Source organism: Actinophytocola sp. KF-1, from assembly GCF_054661535.1.
The window spans coordinates 580,407-603,520 of the sequence record NZ_BAAFVK010000002.1; the positions used below are offsets into that span (position 1 = coordinate 580,407).

The window sequence follows — 23,114 nt, forward strand, 5'->3', positions numbered from 1 at the left end:
AGAGCGAGGGAGCCCCATGACCGAGTTGTCCGCGGAAGAGACCGTCCGGGCCGCCGACCGGATCCTGCACGACGTCGGCTCCGTGTGGATGCTCCACCCCGACACCCAGGCCCGCGGCGCCGGGCACGGCTACCCCAAGCACCTGGCCTTCTACTTCGCCGGCCGCGGCGGGGTGCTGGGTGACGTGGACGCGGGCGTGGTCACCGCCGCCATGGGCTGGTGGCACCCGGGTCTCGTGCGGCTCATGTGGGACCGCGGCCTCGCCGTCGCCGGGGCGCGGGAAGGGGCCCGCCGGTACGCGCAGGCGTGCGCGGACTGGGCCGACGACCACCTGACCGGTTTCGCCGAGGCGGACCGGCTCGCCGAGCTGGCCGAGAAGGTCGTCACGGGTGTCGAGGAGGCGGGGCTGCCGCTGTTCGCGGGCTGGCGCGCCCAACCGCGTGCCGACGGCGGCCCGGCACGGCTGCTGCAGCTCGTGCACGTCCTGCGGGAGTGGCGCGGTTCGATGCACCTGGTCGCCACCACGGCCGCCGGGCTCGGCCCGCTCGAGGCGATCCTCACCAACGAAGGGCAGCAGCAGGCCCGGTTCCTCGGCTGGCGCGACGAGCTGCCCGACTGCGACCACCTCAAGGACCGGCAGGTGCGGGCGCAGGAGATCACCGACCGCCTCGCCGCCGACGGCTACGAGCGGACGCTGACCCCGGCCGAACGCGCCGAGTTCGCGGGCCTCGTGCGGCGGCTCAGCGAGGCCGTGTTCTGAGCGATTCCTTTCCGCCGCGCCACCGGTCTCCATGTCCGTGACCGACTTCGACCACGCCCTCGAGTCGCACCGGCGGGAGCTGTTCGCGCACTGCTACCGCATGGTCGGCTCCGTCGACGACGCGGAGGACCTCGTGCAGGAGACGTTCCTGCGCGCGTGGCGTGCCCAGGACGGCTTCGCGGGCCGCTCGTCGCTGCGCACCTGGCTGTACCGGATCGCGACGAACGTCTGCCTGACCGCGCTGGAGAAGCGGCGGTTCCTGCCGTCACGGCTCGGGCCGCCGTCGGCCGACCCGTTGGGGCCGGTCGAGCTCGCGCCGGACGTGGACTGGGTGCAGCCGGTCCCCGACGCGCTGGTCGCCGCCGACGACCCGGCCGAGACGGCGGTCCGCCGTGACTCCCTCCGCCTGGCGCTGATCGCGAGCCTGCAGTTCCTGCCGCCGCGCCAGCGTGCCGTGCTGCTGCTGCGTGACGTGCTCGCGTTCCCCGCGAGCGAGGTCGCCGCCGCGCTGGACATGTCGGTCGCCGCGGTGAAGAGCGCGTTGCAGCGGGCGCGGGCCACGGCCGCGGACCTCACCCCGGAGCAGGTCGGCACACCGTCGGCGCAGGCCCGCGCGGTGCTCGACCGGTACGTCGCGGCGTTCGAGAACTCCGACGCGGCGGCGCTGGAGCGGTTGCTGACCGACGACGTGGTGCTGGAGATGACTGGGGTGCGGACCTGGTTCGCTGGCAAGGCGACCTGCCTGCCGCACCTGCGGGCGCAGGCGCTGGAGTCGCCGGGCGACTGGCGGATGGTGCCCACGGCGGCGAACGGCCAGCCCGCGGTGGTGGCGTACCTGCGTGGCGACCCGTACGCGGTCGTGGTGCTGACCGTCGCCGGTGACCGGCTGGCCCGGATCGCGCTGTTCGCCGACCCCGCGGTCGTCGCGCGGTTCACCTGACGTACTCGGGCAGGTCGATGTCGGTGGCGAACCGGTCGGTCAGCCACATCATCGACCGGTACAGCGGCGACCACCGGAACAGCCGGTTCCGCGCCCAGATGCCGCGCTTCGTGCGGGGCGCCAGGAACGGGCCCGCGGTGGCCTTCCGCGCGACCTTCGCGTAGCCGCGCATCAGCTCGGTGTACCGGCGGAACGCGATCTCGTGGCCGCCCCGCCGCAGCTCACCGGCCAGCACGTGCGCGCCGACCACCGCGAGGCCGCTGCCGAAGCCGCTGAGCGTGTTGCCGTACGCGGCGTCGCCGAGCAGCACGACCCGGCCCTGCGCGTAGTCGTCCATGGCCTCGAGCCTGCTGATCGAGTCGAGGAAGAACTCGGACGCGGCGGGGATCGCGTCCAGGATCTCCGGGATGCGCCAGCCGCCGCCCCGGTACGCGTCGATCAACAGCTTCTTCTGCTGCTCGGTGTCGTAGCGGTCGTAGGACAGCTCGCCCGCGGCGAACACGAAGAACGACTGGGCTTTCGGCCCGCCGAGCGCGACCATGCGGCCCGGCTCGTTGTACGTCAGGCCCTGGCCGGGCACGTCGAGCTCGGCGAGCGCGTAGTAGTGGCCGAGGTGGCGGACGTAGTCCTGCTCGGGGCCGAACGCGAGGCGGCGCACCATCGAGTGGATGCCGTCGGCGCCGACGACCAGGTCGAACGTGCGCGGGGCCGCCTTCTCGAACGTGACGTGCACGCCGCGGCCGGTGTCGGTGAGCGAGGTGATCGAGTCGCCGAAGACGTACTCGCAGTCCTTCTCGGTGCGGTCGTACAGCAGGGCGCTCAGGTCGCCCCTGCGGATCTCGATGTCGCCGCCGGTGAACTCGCCGGGGATCGTGGTGACCGGCCTGCCGTCGGCGTCGACGACGACCTGGTCGGCGCCGCCGGTCTGGCGGGCGAGCACGTCGTCGAGGATGCCCATCCGATCGAGGACGGTGCGGTGGGTGGCGCCCTTGAAGTCGACGGCCTGGCCGCCGGTGCGCAGGGCGGGCGCCTTCTCGACGACGGTGACGGCGTGGCCGTCGCGGGCGAGTTCGAGTGCGAGCGCGGGGCCGGCGATGCTCGCGCCGGAGATGAGGATGTTCATGCCGCGAACGGTCGCGGCCGCCGCTGTCAGCCCGCCGACAACCGGCTGACAGTGCTGTCAGCGGCGGTCCTGCTCTGCCGCGCGCCCTCCGCCCAGGCCGTGGCGAACGCGTCGGCGCCCAGCTCGGCCGTGGCCCGTGCGGCGGTCGCCGCGACCCCCGGCGCGCCGGTGATCGCCGTGCCGCGCAGTGCGACGGCCGTGCCGAGCAGGAACGCGGCCTCCCGTGCCGGTGCGGTGCCGGCGTAGCCCTCGACCGCGGCGGCCAGCTCGGACACGAACGGCGCGGCGCGGGCGGCGGTGATCGCCTCGCCGTGCCTGCCCAGCGCGGTGAGCGCGCGGGAGCCGGTCAGGTTCGTGAGCGGCCCGGTGTCGCCGGTGAGGGCGGCGCGGGTGAGCAGCACGAGAGGTGTGTCCGGCTGCCCGGCCCGCGCAGCCAGCTCGGCCGCGTGCCGCACGTCCGCCTCGGCGCCCGCGACGTCGCCCTGCCGGAGTAGGCAGTCCGCGCGCCTGCAGAGCACGTCGACGCACTCCTCCAGCGCGCCGAACCGCTCGTACAGGGCAAGGGATTCCGCCCACAGGGACCGGGCGCGGTCCCATTCGCCGCGCCAGCCGGCGACCTCACCGAGCCAGTCCAGCGCCTGCGCGGTGCCCCACCGTTCGCCGAGCGCGCGGAACTCGGCCAGCACGTCCCGCAGCTCCGCCTCCCCGTCGGAGGGCCGCCCGTCGAGCACCTTCATGATCCCCAGGCTCAGCCTGCCGAGGGCGCTGTTCCACGGATCCGTCCCGAGCAGGTCCTCGGCAGGACCCCACGGGCCCACCGTCATGCCCCAGACCGCTGCGGCGAACGGGTACCGCAGCCCGGTGAGCCCGCGCATGACCGCGTGCGCCCGGTCCCAGTGCGACGCCGAGGGCCGCGGCACGGCGTGGAGCACGCACGCGACGTACTCCTCGTCGAGGCCGGGCACGTCCTTCTCGAGCAACGCGGCGGCGGCGGGCCCGGCCTGGCTGCGCCGCCCGGACAGCCACCAGTACGCGGTCAGCGCCGCCACCAGCCGGTACCCGGTCGCGGGGTCGCCGTCGACCGACCAGCGCAACGCGGCCATCAGGTTGTCGTGGTCGGCGGACAGCTCGGCCAGCCGCTCCAGTTGTTCCGCGCGCCGCAGGTGCGGGTCGGCGCGCTGGGCCACGGCCAGGTAGTAGCGGGCGTGCGCCCGGTGGGCGTCCTCGGTGCGGTGGCCGGCGCAGAAGAGCCGGATCGTCTCGAGCATGCGGTAGCGGCGGCCGTCGGTCTCGACGATCGAGCGGTCGACGAGGTCGGCCAGCACGTCGTCGGTCGTCTCGCAGACCGCTTCGACGGCCGCGAGCGTCGCACCGCCCGCGAACACGGAGAACCGCGCCGCCACCCGCTGTTCCTCGGCGGTGAGCAGGTCCCAGCTCCACGCCACGACGGCGCGCAACGTCCGGTGCCGCTCGGCGGCGGTGCGGTCGCCGCGGGACAGCAGCCGGAACGGCCCGTGCTCGGTGAGCCGGTGTGCCAGGTCGTCCACGGTGAACTGCCGCAGCCGGGCCGCGGCCAGCTCGACGGCGAGCGGCAACCCGTCGAGCGCGGCGCAGATGTCGGCGATCACGTCCCGGTTCTCGTCGGTGACGGTGAACCCGGGCCGCACGGCCGCGGCCCGGTCGGCGAACAGCCGTACGGCGTCGGCGCCCAGCGGGGCCAGCGGCAGCAACGTCTCACCGGTGAGCCCGAGCGGTTCCCGGCTGGTGGCGAGGACCGCGAGGCCGGGACACTCGGCGAGCAACGTGCGAACCAGCACGGCGACGTCGGCGACGACCTGCTCGCAGTTGTCGAGGACGAGCAGCAACGACCCGTCGAGCGCGGCGACGAGCCTGCGCACCGGGTCCCCTGCCGCGACCGCGAACCCCGCCTCGCGCACCCCGAGCGCACCGAGCAGCGCGTGCGGCACGAGCGCACCGTCGGCGACGGGCGAGAGGTCGACGAAGCAGGCGTCCCGGCCGCGCGCCGCCTCGACGGCGAGCCGCGTCTTCCCGGTCCCCCCGGGCCCGACGATGGTGACAAGCCGGCAGTCTCGTTTGCCGGCGAGCCACCCGAGCTCGCCCGCGCGCCCGACGAAACTGGTGAGCTGCGCGGGCAACCCAGCGCGCGGCGGCTGCTCGGCACGCAGGATCGCGAGGTGCGTGGCGGCCAGCGCGGGCGAGGGATCGGCACCGAGCTCGTCGGCGAGCAGCCGGCGGGTGTCCTCGAACTCGGCGAGCGCCTCAGCCGGACGCCCGGTGGCGTGCAGGGCACGCATGAGCTGCCCGCGCAGCCGTTCACGCAGGGGATTGGCCGCGACCAGCGCCCGAAGCCCGGCCACGCTCGCCTCGTGGGGGAGGGCGTCGTGCAGGTCCTCGAGCGCGTCGAGGCGCAACTCCTCCAGCCGCGCGGCCTGCGCACCCCCGTGCGGCAGGTCGACGAGCGCAGGCCCACGCCACAACCCGACAGCCTCTTTCAACAGAGCGGCGGCCTCGCCCCGAGCCCCAGCGGCGAGCAACCGACGCCCATCGACGGCAAGCCGCTCGAACCGCAGGGCATCGACATCGTCGGGCGCGACGTCGAGCCGATACCCACCGGAGGCGAACACGACGGCGTCCACACTCTTGCGCAGCCGGGACACATGCGCCTGAACCGCACTCGCGGCACCGGCGGGCGGATCGTCCCCGTACTGAGCACGCACGATCGCGTCGACACTGGTCACACGACCGGCATTGAGGGCGAGCGTCACCAGCAAAGCCCGCGGCCGCGGCCCACCGACGACAACAGGCACACCATCGTCACCGACGACCTCAAGCCCCCCGAGCACCCCGATCCACATGCCGTGATTGTGTCCTGCCCAAGACAGCAAAAGCCGAGCGCAGCCCACCACACAAGAACTGCCTGCCTGCCATCCCGTCGACCTGGCGAAGCCCGATCACACCGTGTCAAGGGGGCCCGAAACCCAAAGCACCACGCACCCAAGCCGCCGGGCCCCCTTGACGCGGTGTGATAGCCCTCCGGGAGGTCGACGGGATGGCAGGCAGACCACTCAACAGCAGTCCTTGCCAACCCAGCCCCGTGCCCAACCCGCTGCCATCCCGGAGACCAGCCCGTCCGGCGAGGACCCCCCGGAGGGAAACCCACAACAAGGTCAACCACAAAGCCCGGACGCAAGGCGCTGACCTGCGAAAACGCCCCACCCAGTACGTACGGACAGCCCCCACCACTCCCGGGGGCACCCCGCTGTCCAGTCTACCGGTGTCCACCGACAGGGGGACGAAAGTCGATCTTGCCTGTGGACAACCGGATGAGCTGTGGACAGCTCAGTGATGACGCCCGGCGTCCCACACCGCCACCAGCGGCCCCGGCAACCGCAACTTCCAGCCACGCGGCGCCGATCGCCACCCGGGCGCGGGCCGCACGTCCGGCATCCGATCAAGCAACACGTCCAGCGCGGTCCGCGCGACCGCGGTCACCAGCGAATGCGCCGGACAGTGGTTCGGCCCCGCCCCGAACCCGAGATGCGTCCGGATCCGCCGGTGCACGTCGAACCGGTCAGGCTCGGGGAACATCGCCGGGTCGCGGTTGGCCGACGCGAGCACCACCGCCAGCCGGGCACTCCCCGGGATCTTCCTGCCGCCCAACGACACCGGCCGCGTGGTCCGGCGGACGACGGCACCGACCGGGCTCGCCCACCGCAGCGCCTCGTACACCGCCGGCCCCAGCAGCGTGCGGTCGCGCCGCACCGCGAACAGCTGCGGCGGGTCGGCCCACAGCGCGGCCAGTGTCCACGCCGCCAGCCAGCCCGGTTCGATCACGCTCATCGAGACGTGCTTGAGCAGCGCCAGCACGTCGGTGTCGGCCTGCACCAGCCGCGCCACCACCGACGTGTCCGGCCGGTTGCGCAGCCGGTCCACCACCACCGCCACGTCGGCGTCCTCGGCCATCGCCGCGATCGCCGCGTTGTCGACCGACGGGTCGCGGCCGACGTTGTTGATCACCTCCGCGAGCGTGCCGCCCCAGCGCCGCAACGTGTCCGCGCCGCCGACGCCGATGCCGAGCAGCGTCGCCTCCGCGACCGCGGCGACGGGTTCGAAGTACTCCGCCGTCAGGTCCGCGTGCCCCGCCGTGAAGATGTCGTCCGCCGCCTTGCGGGCCACCGGCCGCGCGATCGTCTCGATCTCCTCGGCATCCAGGCCCGGCTCGTACGCCCGCCGGAACACGTCATGGATGTCCGCGTGCTCACCGGCGAACCGCGCCGGGTCGGACAGGACCGTCAGCACGTCGTGCCACCGGGTCACGAACCACAGTCCGGCGTCGGGCACCCAGCTCACCGGCTCCTCGTCGCGGAGCCGGGTGTAGACCGGGTGGGGGTCGGCGTCGAGCTCGGCGAGGGTGGTCATCGCGTCCTTTCCCGGTGTGCGCGGAAAAGCGTGGGGAAATCATGACACGAAGGGGAACGCAATGGCAGCGTCGTGCATTGCCCTGCGTGTGTTACTGGGCTGTTGGGGTGATGTCGGGGCGACCCGGCAACGGCTCAGCAGTCCCCGATGACCAGGGAATACGGTTTAATTCGGCAAATGCCTTGGGGCGGCGTGTCATTTGCCGCGCTATTCGATCGCAACGCGTGATGGCGGTTACTGCGTTTCGGTACGACCGGCGCGCCGAAGTGGTGTTCCCGCAATAGTCGCGCGGCCGGGTGAACCCGAATTCGGGACCGGCCGGTTGCACTGTCGAGACATGGGAAAGCTATGGGGCCTTCGGATCGGGGGTCAGAGCGCGCCGCGCTCCACGCCGCCGGGCGGGGTGACGTTGAGGATCGTCGACAGCGGTATCAGCGTCACCGTCTGCCGCAGCCTGCTCTCGGACATGCGGACGCCGAGCCACCGCTCGCCGGTCACCGGGTCGTTCTCGAGCGGCCCGACGACCTCGCCGACCCGGAACCGCTCTCCGTGTTCGTCCCGCAGGAGGAACGTCACCATCGACCCGCGGGCAGGGCCCGCCTCCGTGCTCGCCACAGCTGCTCACCTCAACCGGCCAGGGGACACCACAGCGGGGGTTCCCCGGACGAACGCGAACTATGCACGCGAAAATTCGACCCCACAGAACTAACCGGTTGAGGCACACTTACCGGTGTGCGCATGATCCCGGTCGTCCTCGCGGTCCTGGTGCTCGCCGGCTGCGGCGCCGCCTCCCCCGAAGCCCCCTCGGAAGCACCGGCGCCGACCCGGTTCACGCGGGTGGAGCTGCCGCCGGGCGCCGCCCCGGTCCGCATCACCGCCATGGGGGACGAGCTGGTGGTCGCGGTGAACGAGGACGGCAAGCCGGGGATCGTCCGCCACCGCGACGGCGAGAACACCGAGGTCCCGCTCACGCCCGCGACCGGCTACGGCGCCGAGGCGCTGTGGTACTCGGTCGCCGCCAGGAAGACCGGGGGCGAGGCGGAGATCCTCGCCGTCGGCGGCAAGCGCGGCGGCGCCCACGGGAACGTCCGCTGGAGCGTCTGGCGCACCACCGGGAACGGCATGGCCGAGCAGCCGCAGACCTTCTCCACGTTCGGCGGGCTCGGCGCGGGCGACCTCATCGACGGGGTCCTCCCCGACACCGGCCCGCTGCTCGTCGGCACCTGGCAGAGCCACAGCGCCGGACTCGACCCTTCCGTGTGGACGACCGACGGCACCACGTGGACGCGCCGGAGTTCCACCGGAACCCCGCTGGAGAGCACTCGAGCCGCGCTGAAGTACCCCATGTCGGCGACCTCGCGCGGCGCTGAGGTCGTGATAGCGGGCTGGCAGCTGGTGAAGGGCAGGCAGCAGCCCGTCGTGTGGACGCTGCGTGCCGGGAACGTCGTCACCGCCACGCTGCCCCACGACGGCCGCCGCGCCGCCGCCATCACCGTGACCTGCGCGGACACGTGTTCCGTCGCCGGCCAGGTCGACGGGCGGCTGGCCGTCTGGCAGGGGAGCGGTAACACGTTCCGGCGGGTTCCCGACGTACCGGAGGTACCCGTCGGCGACAAGGACCGGCCGCCGCCACCGGCCGGTGACACCCTCGTGTACTCCGATCGGGGAAGGGTCCGGATTGCTACCCTCGGTGGCGGCATTCGCGACGCGGCCGGCCCCACCGGAGTGGTCACCGGCGTCGCGCGGGTCGGTGACAGCACCTACGTGCTGGCGGGGCCCACGAACGACAGTCAGGACAACAACCAAACCCTGTGGCGCGCAGGCCCGGGCTGACCGCCCGGTCGCGCGTCGGCTCGGGTGGTGCTGCAGAACGAGTCGCCCATCCCGCGATGTGACCGTCGTCGCGGTGGCGGTGCCGACTCGCTAAAGTCACCCTTGGGCCGAGAGGCGCTGCAACGGACTGGGGTCCGCCACGCTCGGCCCGGACGACCATTCCGAAAGGGCGCCTCCCACCACATCGGGAGGTCGCACATGAGCAAGGAACCGGCCCTTCGCGCTCTGTTCGACGAGCGCATCGCCGTGCTCGACGGCGCGTGGGGCACCATGCTGCAGAACGCCTCCCTCAAGCCGGAGGACTACCGCGGCGACCGCATCGGCGACGACCACACGCACGACGTCACCGGCGACCCCGACCTGCTGAACCTGACGCGCCCGGACGTCATCCTCGACGTCCACCGCCAGTACCTCGCGGCGGGCGCGGACATCACGACCACCAACACGTTCACCGCGACCTCCATCGGCCAGGCCGACTACGGCCTGCAGGGGCTCGTGCGCGAGATGAACGTCGAGGGCGCCCGGCTCGCGCGGCAGGCCGCGGACGAGTTCGGCGGCCGCTTCGTCGCCGGCTCGATCGGCCCGCTCAACGTGACCCTGTCGCTGTCGCCGAAGGTCGAGGACCCGGCGTACCGCGCGGTCACGTTCGACCAGGTCAAGGCCGCCTACGCGGAGCAGATCAGCGCGCTCGCCGAGGGCGGCGTCGACCTCCTGCTGATCGAGACGATCTTCGACACCCTGAACTGCAAGGCCGCCGTCGCCGCCGCGCACGAGGTCGCGCCGCACCTGCCGCTGTGGATCTCGGTGACCATCGTCGACCTGTCCGGCCGCACGCTGTCCGGGCAGACCGTCGAGGCGTTCTGGCGGTCGGTCGCGCACGCGAACCCGCTGGTCGTGGGCGTGAACTGCTCGCTGGGCGCGGAGGAGATGCGCCCGCACGTCGCCGAGCTGGCCCGGCTCGCCGACACCTACGTCGCCTGCCACCCCAACGCGGGACTGCCGAACGCGTTCGGCGGCTACGACCAGACGCCCGACGAGATCGGCGCGCTGCTCGGCGACTTCGCCGACGCCGGCATGGTCAACGTCATCGGCGGCTGCTGCGGCACCACCCCGCCGCACATCGCGAAGATCGCCGAGGCCGCGCGCGGCAAGGCGCGGCGGCAGTTCCCCGAGGTCCCGCCGGCGACCCGGTTCTCCGGCCTCGAGCCGTTCGAGATCGGGCACGACACCGGCTTCGTCATGATCGGGGAGCGCACCAACGTCACCGGGTCGGCGAAGTTCCGCCGCCTCATCGAGGCCGAGGACTTCCAGGGCGCGGTGGACGTCGCGCTCGACCAGGTGCGCGGCGGCGCGAACCTGCTGGACGTCAACATGGACGCCGACCTGCTCGACAGCGAGCAGGCGATGACCACGTTCCTGAACCTGATCGCGACCGAGCCCGAGGTGGCGCGCATCCCGGTCATGATCGACAGTTCCAAGTGGACGGTCCTCGAAGCCGGTCTGAAGTGCGTGCAGGGCAAGGGGGTCGTCAACTCGATCTCCCTCAAGGAGGGCGAGGAGCAGTTCCTCGCCCAGGCGCGCAAGATCCGCGAGTACGGCGCGGGCGTCGTGGTCATGGCGTTCGACGAGCAGGGCCAGGCCGACACCGCCGACCGCAAGGTCGAGATCTGCGGCCGCGCCTACGACCTGCTGACGCAGCAGGTCGGGTTCCCGGCCGAGGACATCGTGTTCGACCCGAACGTGCTGGCCGTCGCGACCGGCATCGCCGAGCACAACGGGTACGCGAAGGCGTTCATCGACGCGCTGCCGCGGATCAAGGAGCGCTGTCCGGGCGCGCGCACCTCCGGCGGCATCTCGAACCTGTCGTTCTCCTTCCGCGGCAACAACGTCGTGCGTGAGGCCATGCACTCGGCGTTCCTGCTGCACGCGGTCCGCGCCGGGCTCGACATGGGCATCGTCAACGCGGGGCAGCTCGCGGTGTACGAGGACATCCCCAAGGACCTGCTGGAGCTGGTCGAGGACGTGCTGTTCGACCGGCGCGAGGACGCGACCGACCGGCTCGTCTCGTTCGCGGAGAACGTGAAGGGCTCCGGCACCAAGCGGGTCGTGGACCTGTCGTGGCGCGAGGGGACGGTCGAGGAGCGGCTGTCGCACGCGCTCGTGCACGGCATCGTGGACTTCATCGAGGAGGACACCGAGGAGGCCCGGCAGCAGGCCGCGCGGCCGCTCGACGTCATCGAGGGTCCGCTGATGGACGGCATGAAGATCGTCGGCGACCTGTTCGGGTCCGGCAAGATGTTCCTGCCGCAGGTCGTGAAGAGCGCACGCGTGATGAAGCGCTCCGTCGCCTACCTCGAGCCGTTCATGGAGGCCGAGAAGGAGCGCCTGAAGGCCGAGGGCAAGATCGACACCGGTCGCGGGCAGGGCAAGGTCGTGCTGGCCACGGTCAAGGGCGACGTGCACGACATCGGCAAGAACATCGTCGGCGTCGTCCTCGGCTGCAACAACTACGAGGTGATCGACCTCGGCGTGATGGTGCCCGCGGCGACCATCCTGGACACGGCGGTCGCCGAGAGCGCCGACGTGATCGGGCTTTCCGGGCTCATCACCCCGTCGCTGGACGAGATGGTGTCGGTGGCCGCGGAGATGGAGCGGCGCGGGCTGAAGCTGCCGCTGCTCATCGGTGGGGCCACGACGTCCCGCCAGCACACGGCGGTGCGGATCGCGCCCGCGTACTCGAACACGACGGTGCACGTGCTGGACGCGTCGCGCGTGGTCGGCGTGGTGTCCGACCTGCTGGACGCGGACCGCGCGGAGGCGCTGGCCAAGCGCAACCGCGAGGACCAGGACACGCTGCGCGAGCAGCACGAGAAGAAGCGCCGCCAGCCGCTGCTGACGCTGGCGCAGGCGCGGGCGAACCGCGAGGTCGTGTCGTTCGACGACGTGCCGACGCCGGAGTTCACGGGCCTGCGCGTGATGACGCCGACGATCGCGGAACTGCGCGAGATGATCGACTGGCAGTTCCTGTTCCTGGCGTGGGAGCTGAAGGGCAAGTACCCGGCGATCCTCGACCAGCCGGTGGCGCGCGAGCTGTTCGACGACGCGAACGCCATGCTGGACCAGATCATCGCCGACGGCTCGCTGACCGCGCGTGGCGCGTACGCCTTCTGGCCCGCTCACTCGGAGGGCGACGACATCGTCCTCGAGTCGGGGGAGCGGTTCCCGATGCTGCGGCAGCAGACGCAGAAGCCGGAGGGCCGCCCGAACCGCTCGCTGGCCGACTACGTCGCCCCGTCCGGTGACCACCTGGGCGGCTTCGCGGTGGCGATCCACGGCGCGGAGGACCTGGCTGCGACGTACGAGGCCCAGAACGACGACTACAAGTCGATCATGGTGAAGGCCCTGGCGGACCGCCTCGCGGAGGCGTTCGCCGAGTACATCCACCTGGAGGCGCGCCGCCGCTGGTTCGAGCCGGACGCGGAGCCGTCGCTGGAAGACCTGCACGCGGAACGCTTCCGCGGCATCCGCCCCGCGCTCGGCTACCCGGCGAGCCCGGACCACAGCGAGAAGAAGCTGCTGTTCGAGCTGCTGGAGTCGGACAAGCTGGGCATCGGCCTGACGGACAGCTACGCCATGACCCCGGCGGCAGCGGTCTCCGGCCTGATCTTCCAGCACCCGGACTCCCGCTACTTCACGGTGGGCCGCATCAACAAGGACCAGGTCGTGGACTACGCGACCCGCCGAGCCCTCCCGGTAGCGGAAATCGAACGCTGGCTCCGCCCCAACCTGGCCTACGACCCCGACTAACCCCGCGAGTCCCCCGCCCAGACCCCGCGAGTCTCCCGTTCGGGACTCGCGAGTCTCCCGTTGGGAACCCGCGAGTCTCCCGTTCAGAGCCGCCGAGTTGGCGGTTCGGCTCTAACCCTGTTCGGCGCGAAGCGCCAACTCAGCGGTCGTGAAAGGGAGACTCGCGGGGCGTGAGAGGGAGACTCGCGGGTCCTGAACGGGTGACTCCGGGGGTCAGGGGTGGATGTCGAGGATGGCTTTGCCTTTTAGTCGGCGGTTTTTGAGGGCGTTCGCCGCTGTGGTGTAGTCGGTCAGGGGGCCCTGCCAGCCGATGTCGACCGTCAGTGTGCCTCTTGCCAGGTGGGTCACCAGTTCCGCCAGATCCTTGCCCGCCGTCGACGGGTCGATCAGGAACGACGTCAGCGTCTTCGGCGGCCCGATCGTCGAGTACGGCGGGAACACCGCGGGCTCACCGGAGCTCCAGCCGATGCACTGCACGTTCCCGCCCGGCGCCAGCAACCCCCACGCCGCCACCAGTTGCGGCCCGCCCACGTTGTCGATCACCACGTCCACCTCGGTGACCCCGTCTAGCCCCACGACCACCTCGACGTCCAGCCCGGCCGCCCGCGACGGCGACCCCACCGACGCGATCACCGACGCACCCGCGTGCGCCGCCAGCCGCACCGCGAACCGGCCCACGCCGCCGGACGCACCCGTCACCAGCACCCGCTTGCCCGGCCCCACACCGGCCGCCCGCAACGACTGCAGCGCCGCCAAGCCCGCCACCGGCAACGCCGCCGCGTGCGCCAGCGGCACCTCGGCCGGCACCACCGCCAGCGCGTCCTCCGCCACCGCGACCCGTTCCGCGAACGCACCGGCCGTCAAACCCACGACCCGCGCACCGGTCCCGACGACCACACCCGCGACGTCGGATCCCAGCACCGCACCCGGCGGCACCCGGCCCGACCTGGCGTCGTTGAGGTCGCCGAGGTTCAACGACACGTGGTGCACGTCCACGAGCACCTGACCCGCCGCCGCCGACGGCGCGGGCACGTCCGCCACCCGCACCCCCGACGGCGCCGCCGGATCCACCACGAGAGCCCGCATCACGGTGTCCTTCCCCGAAGATCCACATCGGCCCACCCGCACAGTACGCGGGCGGGCCGATGGGAAAGAGGGCGCCGGCCGGAGGCTGGGGGGAACGTCCGGCCGGCGTTTCCGGTCACGACCGCGGCGAGAAAACCGAGCCACGTCAGCAATGCCCTGGGGGTGTCGACATCACCGGGAAGGCGTCAGGTTCTCGTTGCCGCCGCAATCGTTGACCAACCTGTACAACGGCCGACCGTCACTGTACGTTCCCGCCGCGACGTGCCTTCCGTCACACGGAGTCACAACCGGCGGAGCAGCCCCGCGGTGTGCTCGTCGGCCGGGGTGTAGGTGGTCATGCGCAGCTCGGACCGCTGGCCAAGCCACAGATACGTGTAGTCGAACGTCAGCACGCCCAGCTCGGGGTGCCGGAACCGTTTCGTCAGGTTCCGCATCGGCCGGACCTCGTGCCGCACCCACAGCGCCTCGAACTCCGGCGACTCGTTCCGCAGCCGCTTCACCAGCGACCGCCACGCCGGTTCGGCGACGTGCTTGGCCATGGCCGCGCGCAGCTGGCCGACCATCTGCGGCATCCGGTCCTCCCAGTCCGGCATCCGCCCCCGCCAGTCCGGGTTCGTGAACGCCTGCAGCACCGCGTTCTGTTCGTGTTGCGGCAACGCCGAGACGCCCATGAGCACGTCGTAGGGCCGGTTGTAGGCGAGGATGTCGGTCCGCGCGTTGGCCACCAGCGCCGGGAACGGGTCGAGCTTCGCGAGCATCCCGTGCACGCCCGGCGGGATGGCACGGCACTCCTTCTCCTTCGGCGGTTCCGGCGCACCCGCCAGGGTGAACAGGTGCGCGCGCTCGTGCGGGTCGAGCCGGAGCGTGCCCGCGATGGCCTGCAGCACCTGTTCCGAGACGTTGATGTCCCGCGCCTGCTCGAGCCACGTGTACCAGGTGACCCCGACACCGGCGAGCTGCGCGACCTCCTCGCGCCGCAACCCGGGCGTGCGCCTGCGGCCGGACGTGGGCAGCCCGGCCTGCTCCGGAGAGATCCGCTCCCGCCTGCTGCGCAGGAACGCCGCCAGCTCACGGCGCCGCGCCTCGGCCGTGTCGGTCATGAGCGGTGTCGCCATGCCTCCACGGTGACACGCCGGGCAGGCGGGTGCCAGGTAGTACGGGTACCTGGATAACCACACTCTGGTACCAGGTTGTCCGCGGGCGTTCGCTGGATGGCGTGACAACGCTCATCGCGCCACCACGGTTGACCGGCGCCGGCCTCGCGACGCTCCTGCTGAGCGTCGTGCTGGCGCCGATCGACCTGTTCATCGTCAACGTCGCACTACCCACGATCCAAGCCGACCTGCACGCGTCCACGTCGACGCTCGAGTGGGTGCTCGCGGGCTACGGCATCACGTTCGCGCTGCTGCTGGTGATCGGCGGCAGGGTCGGCGACGCGCTCGGGCGCCGCCGCGTCCTCGTGTGGGGCCTCGCCGCGTTCACCGCGACGTCGCTGGTCTGCGGCCTCGCGCCCACCGCCACCGTGCTCGTCCTCGCCAGGGTCGCGCAGGGCGCCGCCGCCGCGCTGATGGCGCCGCAGGTCTTCTCGATCATGCAGGCCACCACGAGCGGCGAGCAGCGGGCGCGGACCCTCGGCTACTTCGGCGCCGCCGCGGGCGTCGCCATGGTGCTCGGCCAGGTGCTCGGCGGCGTGCTGGTCGCCGCGGACCTCGCGGGCGCGGGCTGGCGGCCGATCTTCCTCGTCAACGTGCCGATCGGTGTCGTCGTGATACTCCTCGTCACCAGGACACTCCCGGAGAGCCGCGCCGCTGACCCGATCGGTGTCGACCGCTGGGGCACGGTGTTGCTCGGCGGCGCACTGCTGGCCCTGCTGGTGCCGTTGCTGGAGGGCAGGACGCTGGGCTGGCCCGCCTGGTGCTGGGCCCTGCTGGTGGCCGCGCCGTGCCTCGCGCTCGGCTACCTCGCCGTGGCCGGCCGGCTGGAGCGGTCCGGCGGGGTGCCGATCCTGCCGCCGACGCTGCTGCGGATGGCGACCATGCGGCACGGCGTGCTCGTCGCGATCCCGGTGTTCGCCGGCTTCGGCGGGTTCATGTTCGTGTTCGCGCTGGTCTTCCAGACCGGCCTGGCCTACAGCCCGCTCACCGCGGGCCTCGCGCTGACCCCGGCCGCGGTCGGCTTCCTCGTGATGTCGTTGCAGACCAGCCGCCTGGTGGCCCGCTACGGCCGCTGGGTGCTGGTGACCGGCGCGGTGGTCCAGATCGCCGGCCTCCTGCTGCTCACCATGACGACGCTGACCGCCTGGCCCGGCATCTCGGTGCTGGACCTCGCGCCCGGCGCGCTGCTGTACGGGGTGGGACAGGGCGCGATCGCGCCGGTGCTGTTCCGCGTGATCCTCTCCGGCGTGCCGACCGAGTCGGCGGGGGCCGGCAGCGGCGTGCTGATCACGACACAGCAGACGGCACTGGCGCTCGGAGTGGCGACGCTGGGGTCGCTGTTCGTCGGCCTTGCCGGGCCGTCGGCACTCGGCATGCGGGACGCGCTGGTGCTCATCACGTTGCTGATGGCGGTGCTGTCCGTGCTGATCGGTGTGCTGACGGCCCGGCTGCCCGACCCACGTCAGGCCACGGTGTAGCGGGCGGTGATCGTGCCGGAGGGCCAGGCCTTGCTGTCCACCAGCCGCAGCGCGGTGTGCGTGGTGAACAGCGGCCTGCCCTCGCCGATCGCCGTCGGCGCGACCTTCAGCCAGAACTCGTCGGCGAGCCCGTTGTCGACCAGCGAGTTGACCAGCTGGACCCCGGCGAACGCGACGATGTCCCCACCCGGCCGCGCCTTCAGCTCGGCGACGGCCGCGACGACGTCACCCGCGGTCCGCGCGACGTCGCTGACCTCGGTCAACGTGTTCGTGACGACGACCTTCGGGGTGTCGACCATCCACTTGGAGAAGTCGACGAGCCCCGGCTCGCTGGCCGGGTCGGCGGCCGAGGCGCGGAAGTGCTGCTCGAAGCCCTGGTAGGCGTTGCGGCCGAGCAGCATCGTGTCCACGCGGGCGCGCATAGCGTCGGCGAACTCCGAGTTCATGGCGGGGTCGGTGTCCATCCACGACATGTCGCCGTCCGGCCCGCACAGCATGCCGTCGAGGGTGACGTTCACGTAGACGATGACCTTGCGCATGACTTCCTCCTTCGTAGTGCGTACGACAGGTAGGAGTCAGCGCCTCCGGTCAACTCATCGGTCCGCCGGAAAAACTTCGGGCAGGTCGAACGGCGCCAGCCAGGCGGGGTCGAGGAACGAGGTGATCGCGCTGACCCGGTCGCCACGCACGGTCAGCACGTTCACCCCGCCGAGCGCGAACGTCCCGTCGGGTTGCCCCTGGTAGGCGGCGAACCCCAACTGTCCGTTGACCGTGGCGGGCACGACCCGCCACGGTGTGGCGAAGATTCGTTCCCGCAGGAACAGGGCCACCATGTCGGCCCCGTCGAGCCAGATCGGCAACGGTGGCATGGTGAGGCGCGCGTCCTCGGTCAGCATGCCGACGAGAGCGGGCACGTCGGCCCGTTCCCAGGCTTCGACGAACCGGGCCACGAGCGCCTTGTGCCCGTCGTCCCCGAGCGCGGCGAGCGCGCCCTGCTGGCTGCGGGACGGCATCCGCTCGTCGAGCGTCTTGCGTGCCCGCTGCAGCGCGCTGTTGACCGAGGCCACGGAGGTGTCCATGACGTCGGCGACCTCGGCGGCGGAGTACCCGAGCACGACCCGCAGGATCAGGACGGCCCGCTGGGTGGCCGGCAGGTGCTGCAGGGCGGCGACGAACGCGAGCTCGACGCCTTCCCGCTGCTCGTAGCTGTCCTCGGGGGAGGACGGGTACGGCTCCAGCCAGGCCTTCCCGACCTGCGGTTCCCCGAGGTCGTCGACGCCCTCGGCGGCGGGGAAGTAGTCGGCGGACAGGAGGCGTTTCGGCCGGTCCCGCAGTTGCCGCAGGCAGGTGTTGGTGGCGATGCGGTAGAGCCAGGAGCGGAGGGCGGCGCGCCCTTCGAAGCCGGCGAGGCCGCGCCAGGCGCCGAGGAGGGCGTCCTGGACCGCGTCGTCGGCGTCGTGGACACCGCCGAGCATGCGGTAGCAGTGGGCGCGGAGTTCGTTGCGGAAGGGTGCGACGAGCCGGTCGAACGCGGTGGTGTCGCCACCGCGGGCGGCCGTGACGAGGTCGTCGACGGTCACATGCGCCGCCCGAGAGCGGCGAGCACCGCGCGGGTGGCGGCGGGGGAGAGGCGGTTGGCCACGGCGCCGACCTTGGCCTCCGCGGTGACGGGGACGACGGTCTTGTTGTCCCGGACCGCGGCCACCACGGCGGCGGCCACCTTCTCGGGCCCGAACCCGCGGCGCCGGTAGAGCTCGGTGGCGTGCGCCTGCCGAGCCCGCTCCTCCTCGGCGGACAACCCGGCGAACCGGGCGGAGGAGGTGATGTTGGTGTGCACGAAGCCGGGGCAGATCGCACTGACCCCGATCCCGTCGGCGGACAGTTCGCTGGCGAGGCACTGCGCGAGCATGAGGACCCCGGCCTTCGTGGTCCCGTAGGCGGGCAGCGTGGGCAGCGGGAGGAACCCGGCGGCGGAGGCGGTGATGACGACGTGCCCACCTTCGCCCCGCTCGACGAGAGGCGGCAGGAACGAACGCAGGGTGTGGATCACCCCCCAGACGTTGACGTCGAACACCCGCTGCCAGTCCTCGAGGGACGTGTCGAGGAACGACCCGGCCACGGCGACCCCGGCGTTGGCCATGACCAGGTCGGGCACCCCGTGCTCGGCGATCACGTGGTCGGCCAACCGCTGGGTGGCGGCGGCGTCGGCGACGTCGAGCTGAAAAGCCGCCCCACCGATCTCCTCAGCGGTGGTGGATGCGGAGCCGAAGTCCACGTCGACACACAGAACGTCCCAGCCGTCGGCCGCGAGGGCGAGCGCGGTGGCCCGCCCGATCCCACTGCCGGCCCCGGTGACCAGGGCAAGCCGCCCGGTCCGCTCGGCACCGACGGCGGCCCGGGCAAGCTCCCGAGGTGCGTCGCCCCCACCGAGGTGGTCGATGAACTCGACGATCATCCGAGCGGCGAGAGCGGGCTTCTCCCGGATGGCCCAGTGCCCGGCCGCCACCGGCCGTCGCCAGAGCCGCTCACACCAGGGATCGGCGGCCTCGAGAATCGACGGCGTGACGAAGGGGTCCTGGGTGAGCGCAAGCTGCTGAACCGGGACGGAGATCGTCCGAGGCCCGGGCCGCGACAGTCGCCCGACCATGTTGGCGCGGTAGAGCTCGATCCCGTTGCGCGCGTCGCGGTACCTGGCGTGGAACTTCCGCCGCAGCGCCGGAAGCCGCCAGACCAGCTCAGGCACCACAGGCACCTGAAACGCCCCGATGTACCAGGAGTGGAGGAGCTGCCGAAGCACACGCCCCTTGCCGGCGCGGCGCATCCAGGCACCCACGTGGTCGAGATCGGGCCCGGAGATGGAGGTGTAGGAGAGGAAGAGGTGGCTGAACTCCCGGACCGCCGCCCAGGCCTGAATAGACCCCCAGTCATGCGCGACAAGATGAACAGGCTGGTCAGAGAGGTCACGCACAACGGCAACAAGATCCTCGACAAGCCGCGGGATCACATACCCGTCCCGCGACGAGGGCTCCCCGGACTCCCCACTCCCGCGGACGTCGTACCGGATGACCCGGAACCGCGAAGCCAGCTCCCCGGCGACCCCGTCCCACACGGACGCGTTGTCCGGATACCCGTGCACCAACACGACAGGGACCCCGTCACCAGGCCCGTCCTCGTACACAGCAAGCCGAACCCCACCCGACTCCACCCACCGTCGACGCATGGGGCCACGGTAGTCGCAAGGCCCGAAATGGCATGCGCTAAGCTTCCCGCAGTCGCAAGACGAGCCCACGTAGCTCAGGGGATAGAGCACTGCCCTCCGGAGGCAGGTGTCGCAGGTTCAAATCCTGCCGTGGGCGCCCTCGAATCCTCGTCAAACCGCCGCTGACCAGCGCCTTCGCCAGTTGAGCGGCGGTTCTGCTTTTCCGGCTGTTCACGGTCGCATCCGGTTCCGTTCGGGTGTCCGTGCACAATGCGTGTACGAGCTCTCAGCGTCCCAAAGCTGCCTGGGACCTTGTGGTTCGTGGCGACCTCGCATCCGCAACGAGGACGATAGAGAGGCTGGACATCGAGACCGGGCATGCGTCCTGCCCGCTCGTGCACTGCCCGCTGCCCCGAAGGGCGATCTCGTTGATCTTCGTTAGTGAGCAGGTCCGTCGTGTCGGTGCTCCGTTCTAACCTGCCTCACGTCCAGCGCAACAGGTCGAGGAGCAGTCATGTCACTTGACGTACTTGTCACCATGATCACAGTTGGTGTGTTCGTCTACGTTGGCTATCTCGTACTTGCGTTCTGCCTTGGACCCGGTCGGCGGCTGTTGGCGGGCCTCGGCATCGGACAGGAGAAGCACAACCAGGCGTTGTATGAGCAGTGGCAGGCGATGAAGGCCGCCGCGCGAGCATCAAACACTGAACTGTTCCAAGTTCGACGGGTGTACCAACGTGCGAAAAATGGCGACAAGGCGTACGTGGTGTCGTTGCGATCTGGCGATGAGTACGACTCGTGGTTCGAGAAGATGAGGGTGGGCGCTGGTGCCTTCGTCTTGGTGGAGTCACCGACCTTCGGGCGGGGGACACAGAGCAACAACTCAAAGGTCCTATACGTGCGGGCCGGGCAGGTGCGTGGTCAGTTGCCTTCAGGAACGCGCCGGGCAGTTGATCGACACGAGTCGCGACTGCAACGCCAGAGCGTGCGGTGATCAGGGACATCTTGGCAGAGGCTAGCGCAGGAACCAATGTCCTCGCACATACCGTCCCAAAGCGGCCTGGGTCAGACGTTTGCGGTGACATCACGACCGCACAAGCAGGCCGTGTACATCTCGATGAGGACCGCGAGCAAGCGCCGGGCCCACCGGCCCACCAGAGTCGGATCAAGCCCATCGGCGAGTCACGTGCTCACCGCCGCGTGCGGCAAGTCGTACGGCTGCGAGCCAGCGGCGTGTGCTGCGCTTCCCCGGTGAGTGCGATGTCCCGAGCAGACCGCCAGGCCCCGCGTGTACGTGATCATCGGCAGCGGCCCGGTCCTTCTCGCTGCGGTATAGCAGTTCACTGTCGCCGAACCCGTACCGGTTGACGTGGTCCCCCACAGCTCCGTCAACTCGGGTGGACATGGCACCGTCTGACCCTCACCGGCAGCCCGCGACTCAAGTTGCGCGGGCGACTGCGCAGTATGCCGAGGCGTACGCCGCTCGGCGCACCTTGTTGGGGTTGATGCCCGTGTTCCTCCCGTGCTGTCAACGAGCGTGAAGACGACTACGCTATTCAGGTTGCTAGCCACTCGTGAAACCATGGGATCGCAGATGTCACAGCTTTCGCCAGGTAGAACCACCGCTTTTATCGGAGTGGCGCTGGTGTTCGCGAGTGGAATGGCCATCAATCAGCTATCGGAGCTGGTAAAGCCGCATCCCATCTTTGTTGTCTCCTCGTCCGTGTTCATCTTCGCGGCGATGATCGTTTTTGAGCGAGCTCGCGAGCCAGGTGGCTTGAATGGCCTGCGGGTTGCGGCAGGCTTGGGAGGCTTCGTGCGATGGGCCATCGCTTCGATTCTTGTCGGTATTGCACTATCTGCGCCTTGGCTTCTCCCTTTCATTCCTGACGTCTACTTCGATGTTCCTAGGCGATTCGTCGAAGAACGATCGGTATACTCCTTGCGGGAACTGGCAGGAGCTGGCTGTATCACCGTGGTCGCCTCAGCTGCGGCAATCAGGCGGCGAGCCTCGGTGGTGGATGTGGCCATCTTCGTAACCTTCGCGGTGACGGGATTCACCTTCGTTCAAGCTTGGTATCCACGGCAGCTGGTGTTTGCCAAGTTCGACCTGATGGGGACCTTCGTAGGCTGGTTAATATTCGTTGCCGCACTGACCACCTTGATTGGAATACTTCCACATATCGTAGGACTGCTCGGCAGATTCCTCGGGATTGGTTCGCGATCTGCTGAATCCACTCAGTCCGAAGGCAATGACCGAGCGTGACTCGCAGCGGGTAACGACCTCTACCCGCACGTCGAGATTGAGGATCGCCCGCTCACCACGCGCTCATCCGCTCAACAGCGGACCATCGACGTGTTCCTCGGTATCGGCGCGCTGGACTCGTTCGGGTCGTGACGTTCCGGTCCTGTTGCGCGGCGGCATGGCGGTCACCCCGCCCGCCAGCGCGCGCTGGCCGCTCGCGCTGGCGTCCAGCCGCACCTTCCCTGGACGGTTCCGCCGAGCGCGTCTCCGCCGTTTGCCCCTGTCCGGATGTGAGGGGTTTCTGGCCGGACGGAGGCGGCGCCAGGCGGTGGTCAACGCGCAGGCTGGACCTTGGACAGCCGGTCCGCAGTCGACACGTCACCACCCGGAGGGAGTCATGGTTGAGGTTATCGCGGGGTTGGAGGTTCCCCCGACTGTCGCCGTTGGGGAGGCGACCTTGCGCATCGAGGAGACGACCCGTCCTCTGCTCTACCACCATTCCCGGCGGGTTTTCTTCTTCGGGCTTATGCACGCGCGCAGGCTCGGCCTGGAACCGGACCCCGAGCTGCTCTACATGGCGGCCATGTTCCACGACTCGGGTTTGCTCACGCCCTTCTCCGACGTCGAGCAGCGGTTCGAGGTTGACGGGGCTGATCACGCGCGTCGATTCCTCCTGGAGCGCGGGTTCTCCGCCTCGGCAGCCGACACGGTCTGGACCGCGATTGCGCTGCACACCACGCCTGGGATTCCCGGGCGGATGGGGCCGGAGATCGCAACCACGTACCTCGGGGTGTTGACCGACGTGCTCGGGTTTGGGCTGGACTTGCTCGACGCCGGGCAGGTGGACGAGGTCCTCGCCGTGCATCCGCGTGGGGACTTCAAGAACGAGTTCCTGCGCGCGACCGTGGACGGGCTTCGGGGGCGGCCGGACACCGCCAACGGGACCGTGAACTCCGACATCCTCGAGCACTTCCTGCCCGGGTACCGGCGGACGACGACCGTGGCGCGCATTCTCGGCGCGCCGTGGTCCAGTTGACGGAAAGGACATT

General features: G+C 70.7%; 17 protein-coding genes, 1 tRNA gene and 1 riboswitch. Of the genes, 9 read left to right on the forward strand and 9 right to left on the reverse strand.

Translation table 11 applies throughout. The features are described from left to right. Window positions 1–16 precede the first annotated feature (16 nt). Both ACYQ77_RS08530 and ACYQ77_RS08535 read left to right on the forward strand, forming a co-directional pair. Window positions 17–760, forward strand: a complete 744-nt coding sequence (locus ACYQ77_RS08530; RefSeq protein WP_459709156.1) for an SCO6745 family protein — start codon at window positions 17–19, stop codon at window positions 758–760. Between the two features lie 31 nt (window positions 761–791). Further along, complete coding sequence (locus ACYQ77_RS08535; RefSeq protein ID WP_459709159.1) at window positions 792–1,700, forward strand: RNA polymerase subunit sigma-70; 909 nt, start codon at window positions 792–794, stop codon at window positions 1,698–1,700. On the opposite strand, the gene ACYQ77_RS08540 is transcribed toward ACYQ77_RS08535, so the two are convergent. From ACYQ77_RS08540 to ACYQ77_RS08555, 4 genes are all read right to left on the reverse strand, one after another. Next, window positions 1,693–2,823 (reverse strand): FAD-dependent monooxygenase, encoded by a 1,131-nt coding sequence (locus tag ACYQ77_RS08540; protein WP_459709161.1) that lies wholly within the window; start codon window positions 2,821–2,823, stop codon window positions 1,693–1,695. The two genes, ACYQ77_RS08535 and ACYQ77_RS08540, sit on opposite strands and share 8 nt — an antisense overlap. 26 nt (window positions 2,824–2,849) lie before the next feature. Continuing rightward, on the reverse strand, window positions 2,850–5,699 hold the full coding sequence (locus ACYQ77_RS08545; protein WP_459709163.1) for a BTAD domain-containing putative transcriptional regulator: 2,850 nt from the start codon (window positions 5,697–5,699) through the stop codon (window positions 2,850–2,852). A 484-nt stretch (window positions 5,700–6,183) separates the two neighbouring features. Then, window positions 6,184–7,263, reverse strand: a complete 1,080-nt coding sequence (locus tag ACYQ77_RS08550; RefSeq protein WP_459709166.1) for a cytochrome P450 — start codon at window positions 7,261–7,263, stop codon at window positions 6,184–6,186. A gap of 369 nt (window positions 7,264–7,632) precedes the next feature. Beyond that, window positions 7,633–7,878, reverse strand: coding sequence for a hypothetical protein (locus tag ACYQ77_RS08555; RefSeq protein ID WP_459709167.1), 246 nt, complete (start codon window positions 7,876–7,878; stop codon window positions 7,633–7,635). Between the two features lie 117 nt (window positions 7,879–7,995). Here ACYQ77_RS08555 and ACYQ77_RS08560 point away from each other — a divergent pair, with 117 nt between their 5' ends. Further along, window positions 7,996–9,096 carry a hypothetical protein gene (locus ACYQ77_RS08560; protein WP_459709169.1) on the forward strand — a complete coding sequence of 367 codons (1,101 nt, stop codon included), beginning with the start codon at window positions 7,996–7,998 and terminating at the stop codon, window positions 9,094–9,096. A 103-nt stretch (window positions 9,097–9,199) separates the two neighbouring features. Further along, a riboswitch (S-adenosyl-L-homocysteine riboswitch) is annotated at window positions 9,200–9,278 on the forward strand. Between the two features lie 16 nt (window positions 9,279–9,294). Beyond that, entirely contained in the window at window positions 9,295–12,903 is a 3,609-nt protein-coding gene (metH, locus tag ACYQ77_RS08565) for a methionine synthase (RefSeq protein ID WP_459709171.1), read from the forward strand. Window positions 12,904–13,116: 213 nt separating this feature from the next. Here the strand turns inward: metH and ACYQ77_RS08570 are convergent, their stop codons facing one another. Both ACYQ77_RS08570 and ACYQ77_RS08575 read right to left on the reverse strand, forming a co-directional pair. Beyond that, complete coding sequence (locus tag ACYQ77_RS08570) at window positions 13,117–13,989, reverse strand: zinc-binding dehydrogenase (RefSeq protein ID WP_459709173.1); 873 nt, start codon at window positions 13,987–13,989, stop codon at window positions 13,117–13,119. A 281-nt stretch (window positions 13,990–14,270) separates the two neighbouring features. Beyond that, entirely contained in the window at window positions 14,271–15,104 is an 834-nt protein-coding gene (locus ACYQ77_RS08575; protein WP_459709176.1) for a helix-turn-helix transcriptional regulator, read from the reverse strand. A gap of 101 nt (window positions 15,105–15,205) precedes the next feature. On the opposite strand from ACYQ77_RS08575, the gene ACYQ77_RS08580 reads away from it, so the two are divergent. After that, the gene (locus ACYQ77_RS08580) at window positions 15,206–16,621 is read left to right on the forward strand and encodes an MFS transporter (protein ID WP_459709178.1); all 1,416 of its coding nucleotides are present in this window, start codon (window positions 15,206–15,208) and stop codon (window positions 16,619–16,621) included. Here ACYQ77_RS08580 and ACYQ77_RS08585 read toward each other — a convergent pair. The 3 genes from ACYQ77_RS08585 to ACYQ77_RS08595 are packed head-to-tail and all read right to left on the reverse strand — an operon-like array spanning window position 16,606 to window position 19,841. Next, complete coding sequence (locus ACYQ77_RS08585) at window positions 16,606–17,160, reverse strand: dihydrofolate reductase family protein (protein ID WP_459709181.1); 555 nt, start codon at window positions 17,158–17,160, stop codon at window positions 16,606–16,608. The two genes, ACYQ77_RS08580 and ACYQ77_RS08585, sit on opposite strands and share 16 nt — an antisense overlap. Window positions 17,161–17,214: 54 nt before the next feature. Then, entirely contained in the window at window positions 17,215–18,201 is a 987-nt protein-coding gene (locus ACYQ77_RS08590; RefSeq protein ID WP_459709184.1) for a sigma-70 family RNA polymerase sigma factor, read from the reverse strand. Then, complete coding sequence (locus tag ACYQ77_RS08595; RefSeq protein ID WP_459709757.1) at window positions 18,198–19,841, reverse strand: SDR family oxidoreductase; 1,644 nt, start codon at window positions 19,839–19,841, stop codon at window positions 18,198–18,200. Before ACYQ77_RS08595 ends, ACYQ77_RS08590 begins: the two co-directional genes overlap by 4 nt. A gap of 63 nt (window positions 19,842–19,904) precedes the next feature. Here ACYQ77_RS08595 and ACYQ77_RS08600 point away from each other — a divergent pair. The 4 genes from ACYQ77_RS08600 to ACYQ77_RS08615 all read left to right on the forward strand — a co-directional run bounded on the left by ACYQ77_RS08600 (window position 19,905) and on the right by ACYQ77_RS08615 (window position 23,101). Further along, window positions 19,905–19,977 (forward strand) — tRNA-Arg (locus ACYQ77_RS08600). A 357-nt stretch (window positions 19,978–20,334) separates the two neighbouring features. Continuing rightward, complete coding sequence (locus tag ACYQ77_RS08605) at window positions 20,335–20,814, forward strand: hypothetical protein (RefSeq protein WP_459709187.1); 480 nt, start codon at window positions 20,335–20,337, stop codon at window positions 20,812–20,814. A 600-nt stretch (window positions 20,815–21,414) separates the two neighbouring features. Then, complete coding sequence (locus ACYQ77_RS08610) at window positions 21,415–22,086, forward strand: hypothetical protein (protein WP_459709190.1); 672 nt, start codon at window positions 21,415–21,417, stop codon at window positions 22,084–22,086. A gap of 376 nt (window positions 22,087–22,462) precedes the next feature. Continuing rightward, a complete protein-coding gene (locus ACYQ77_RS08615; protein WP_459709193.1) occupies window positions 22,463–23,101 on the forward strand; it encodes an HD domain-containing protein in 639 nt (212 codons plus the stop codon). Window positions 23,102–23,114 lie beyond the last annotated feature (13 nt).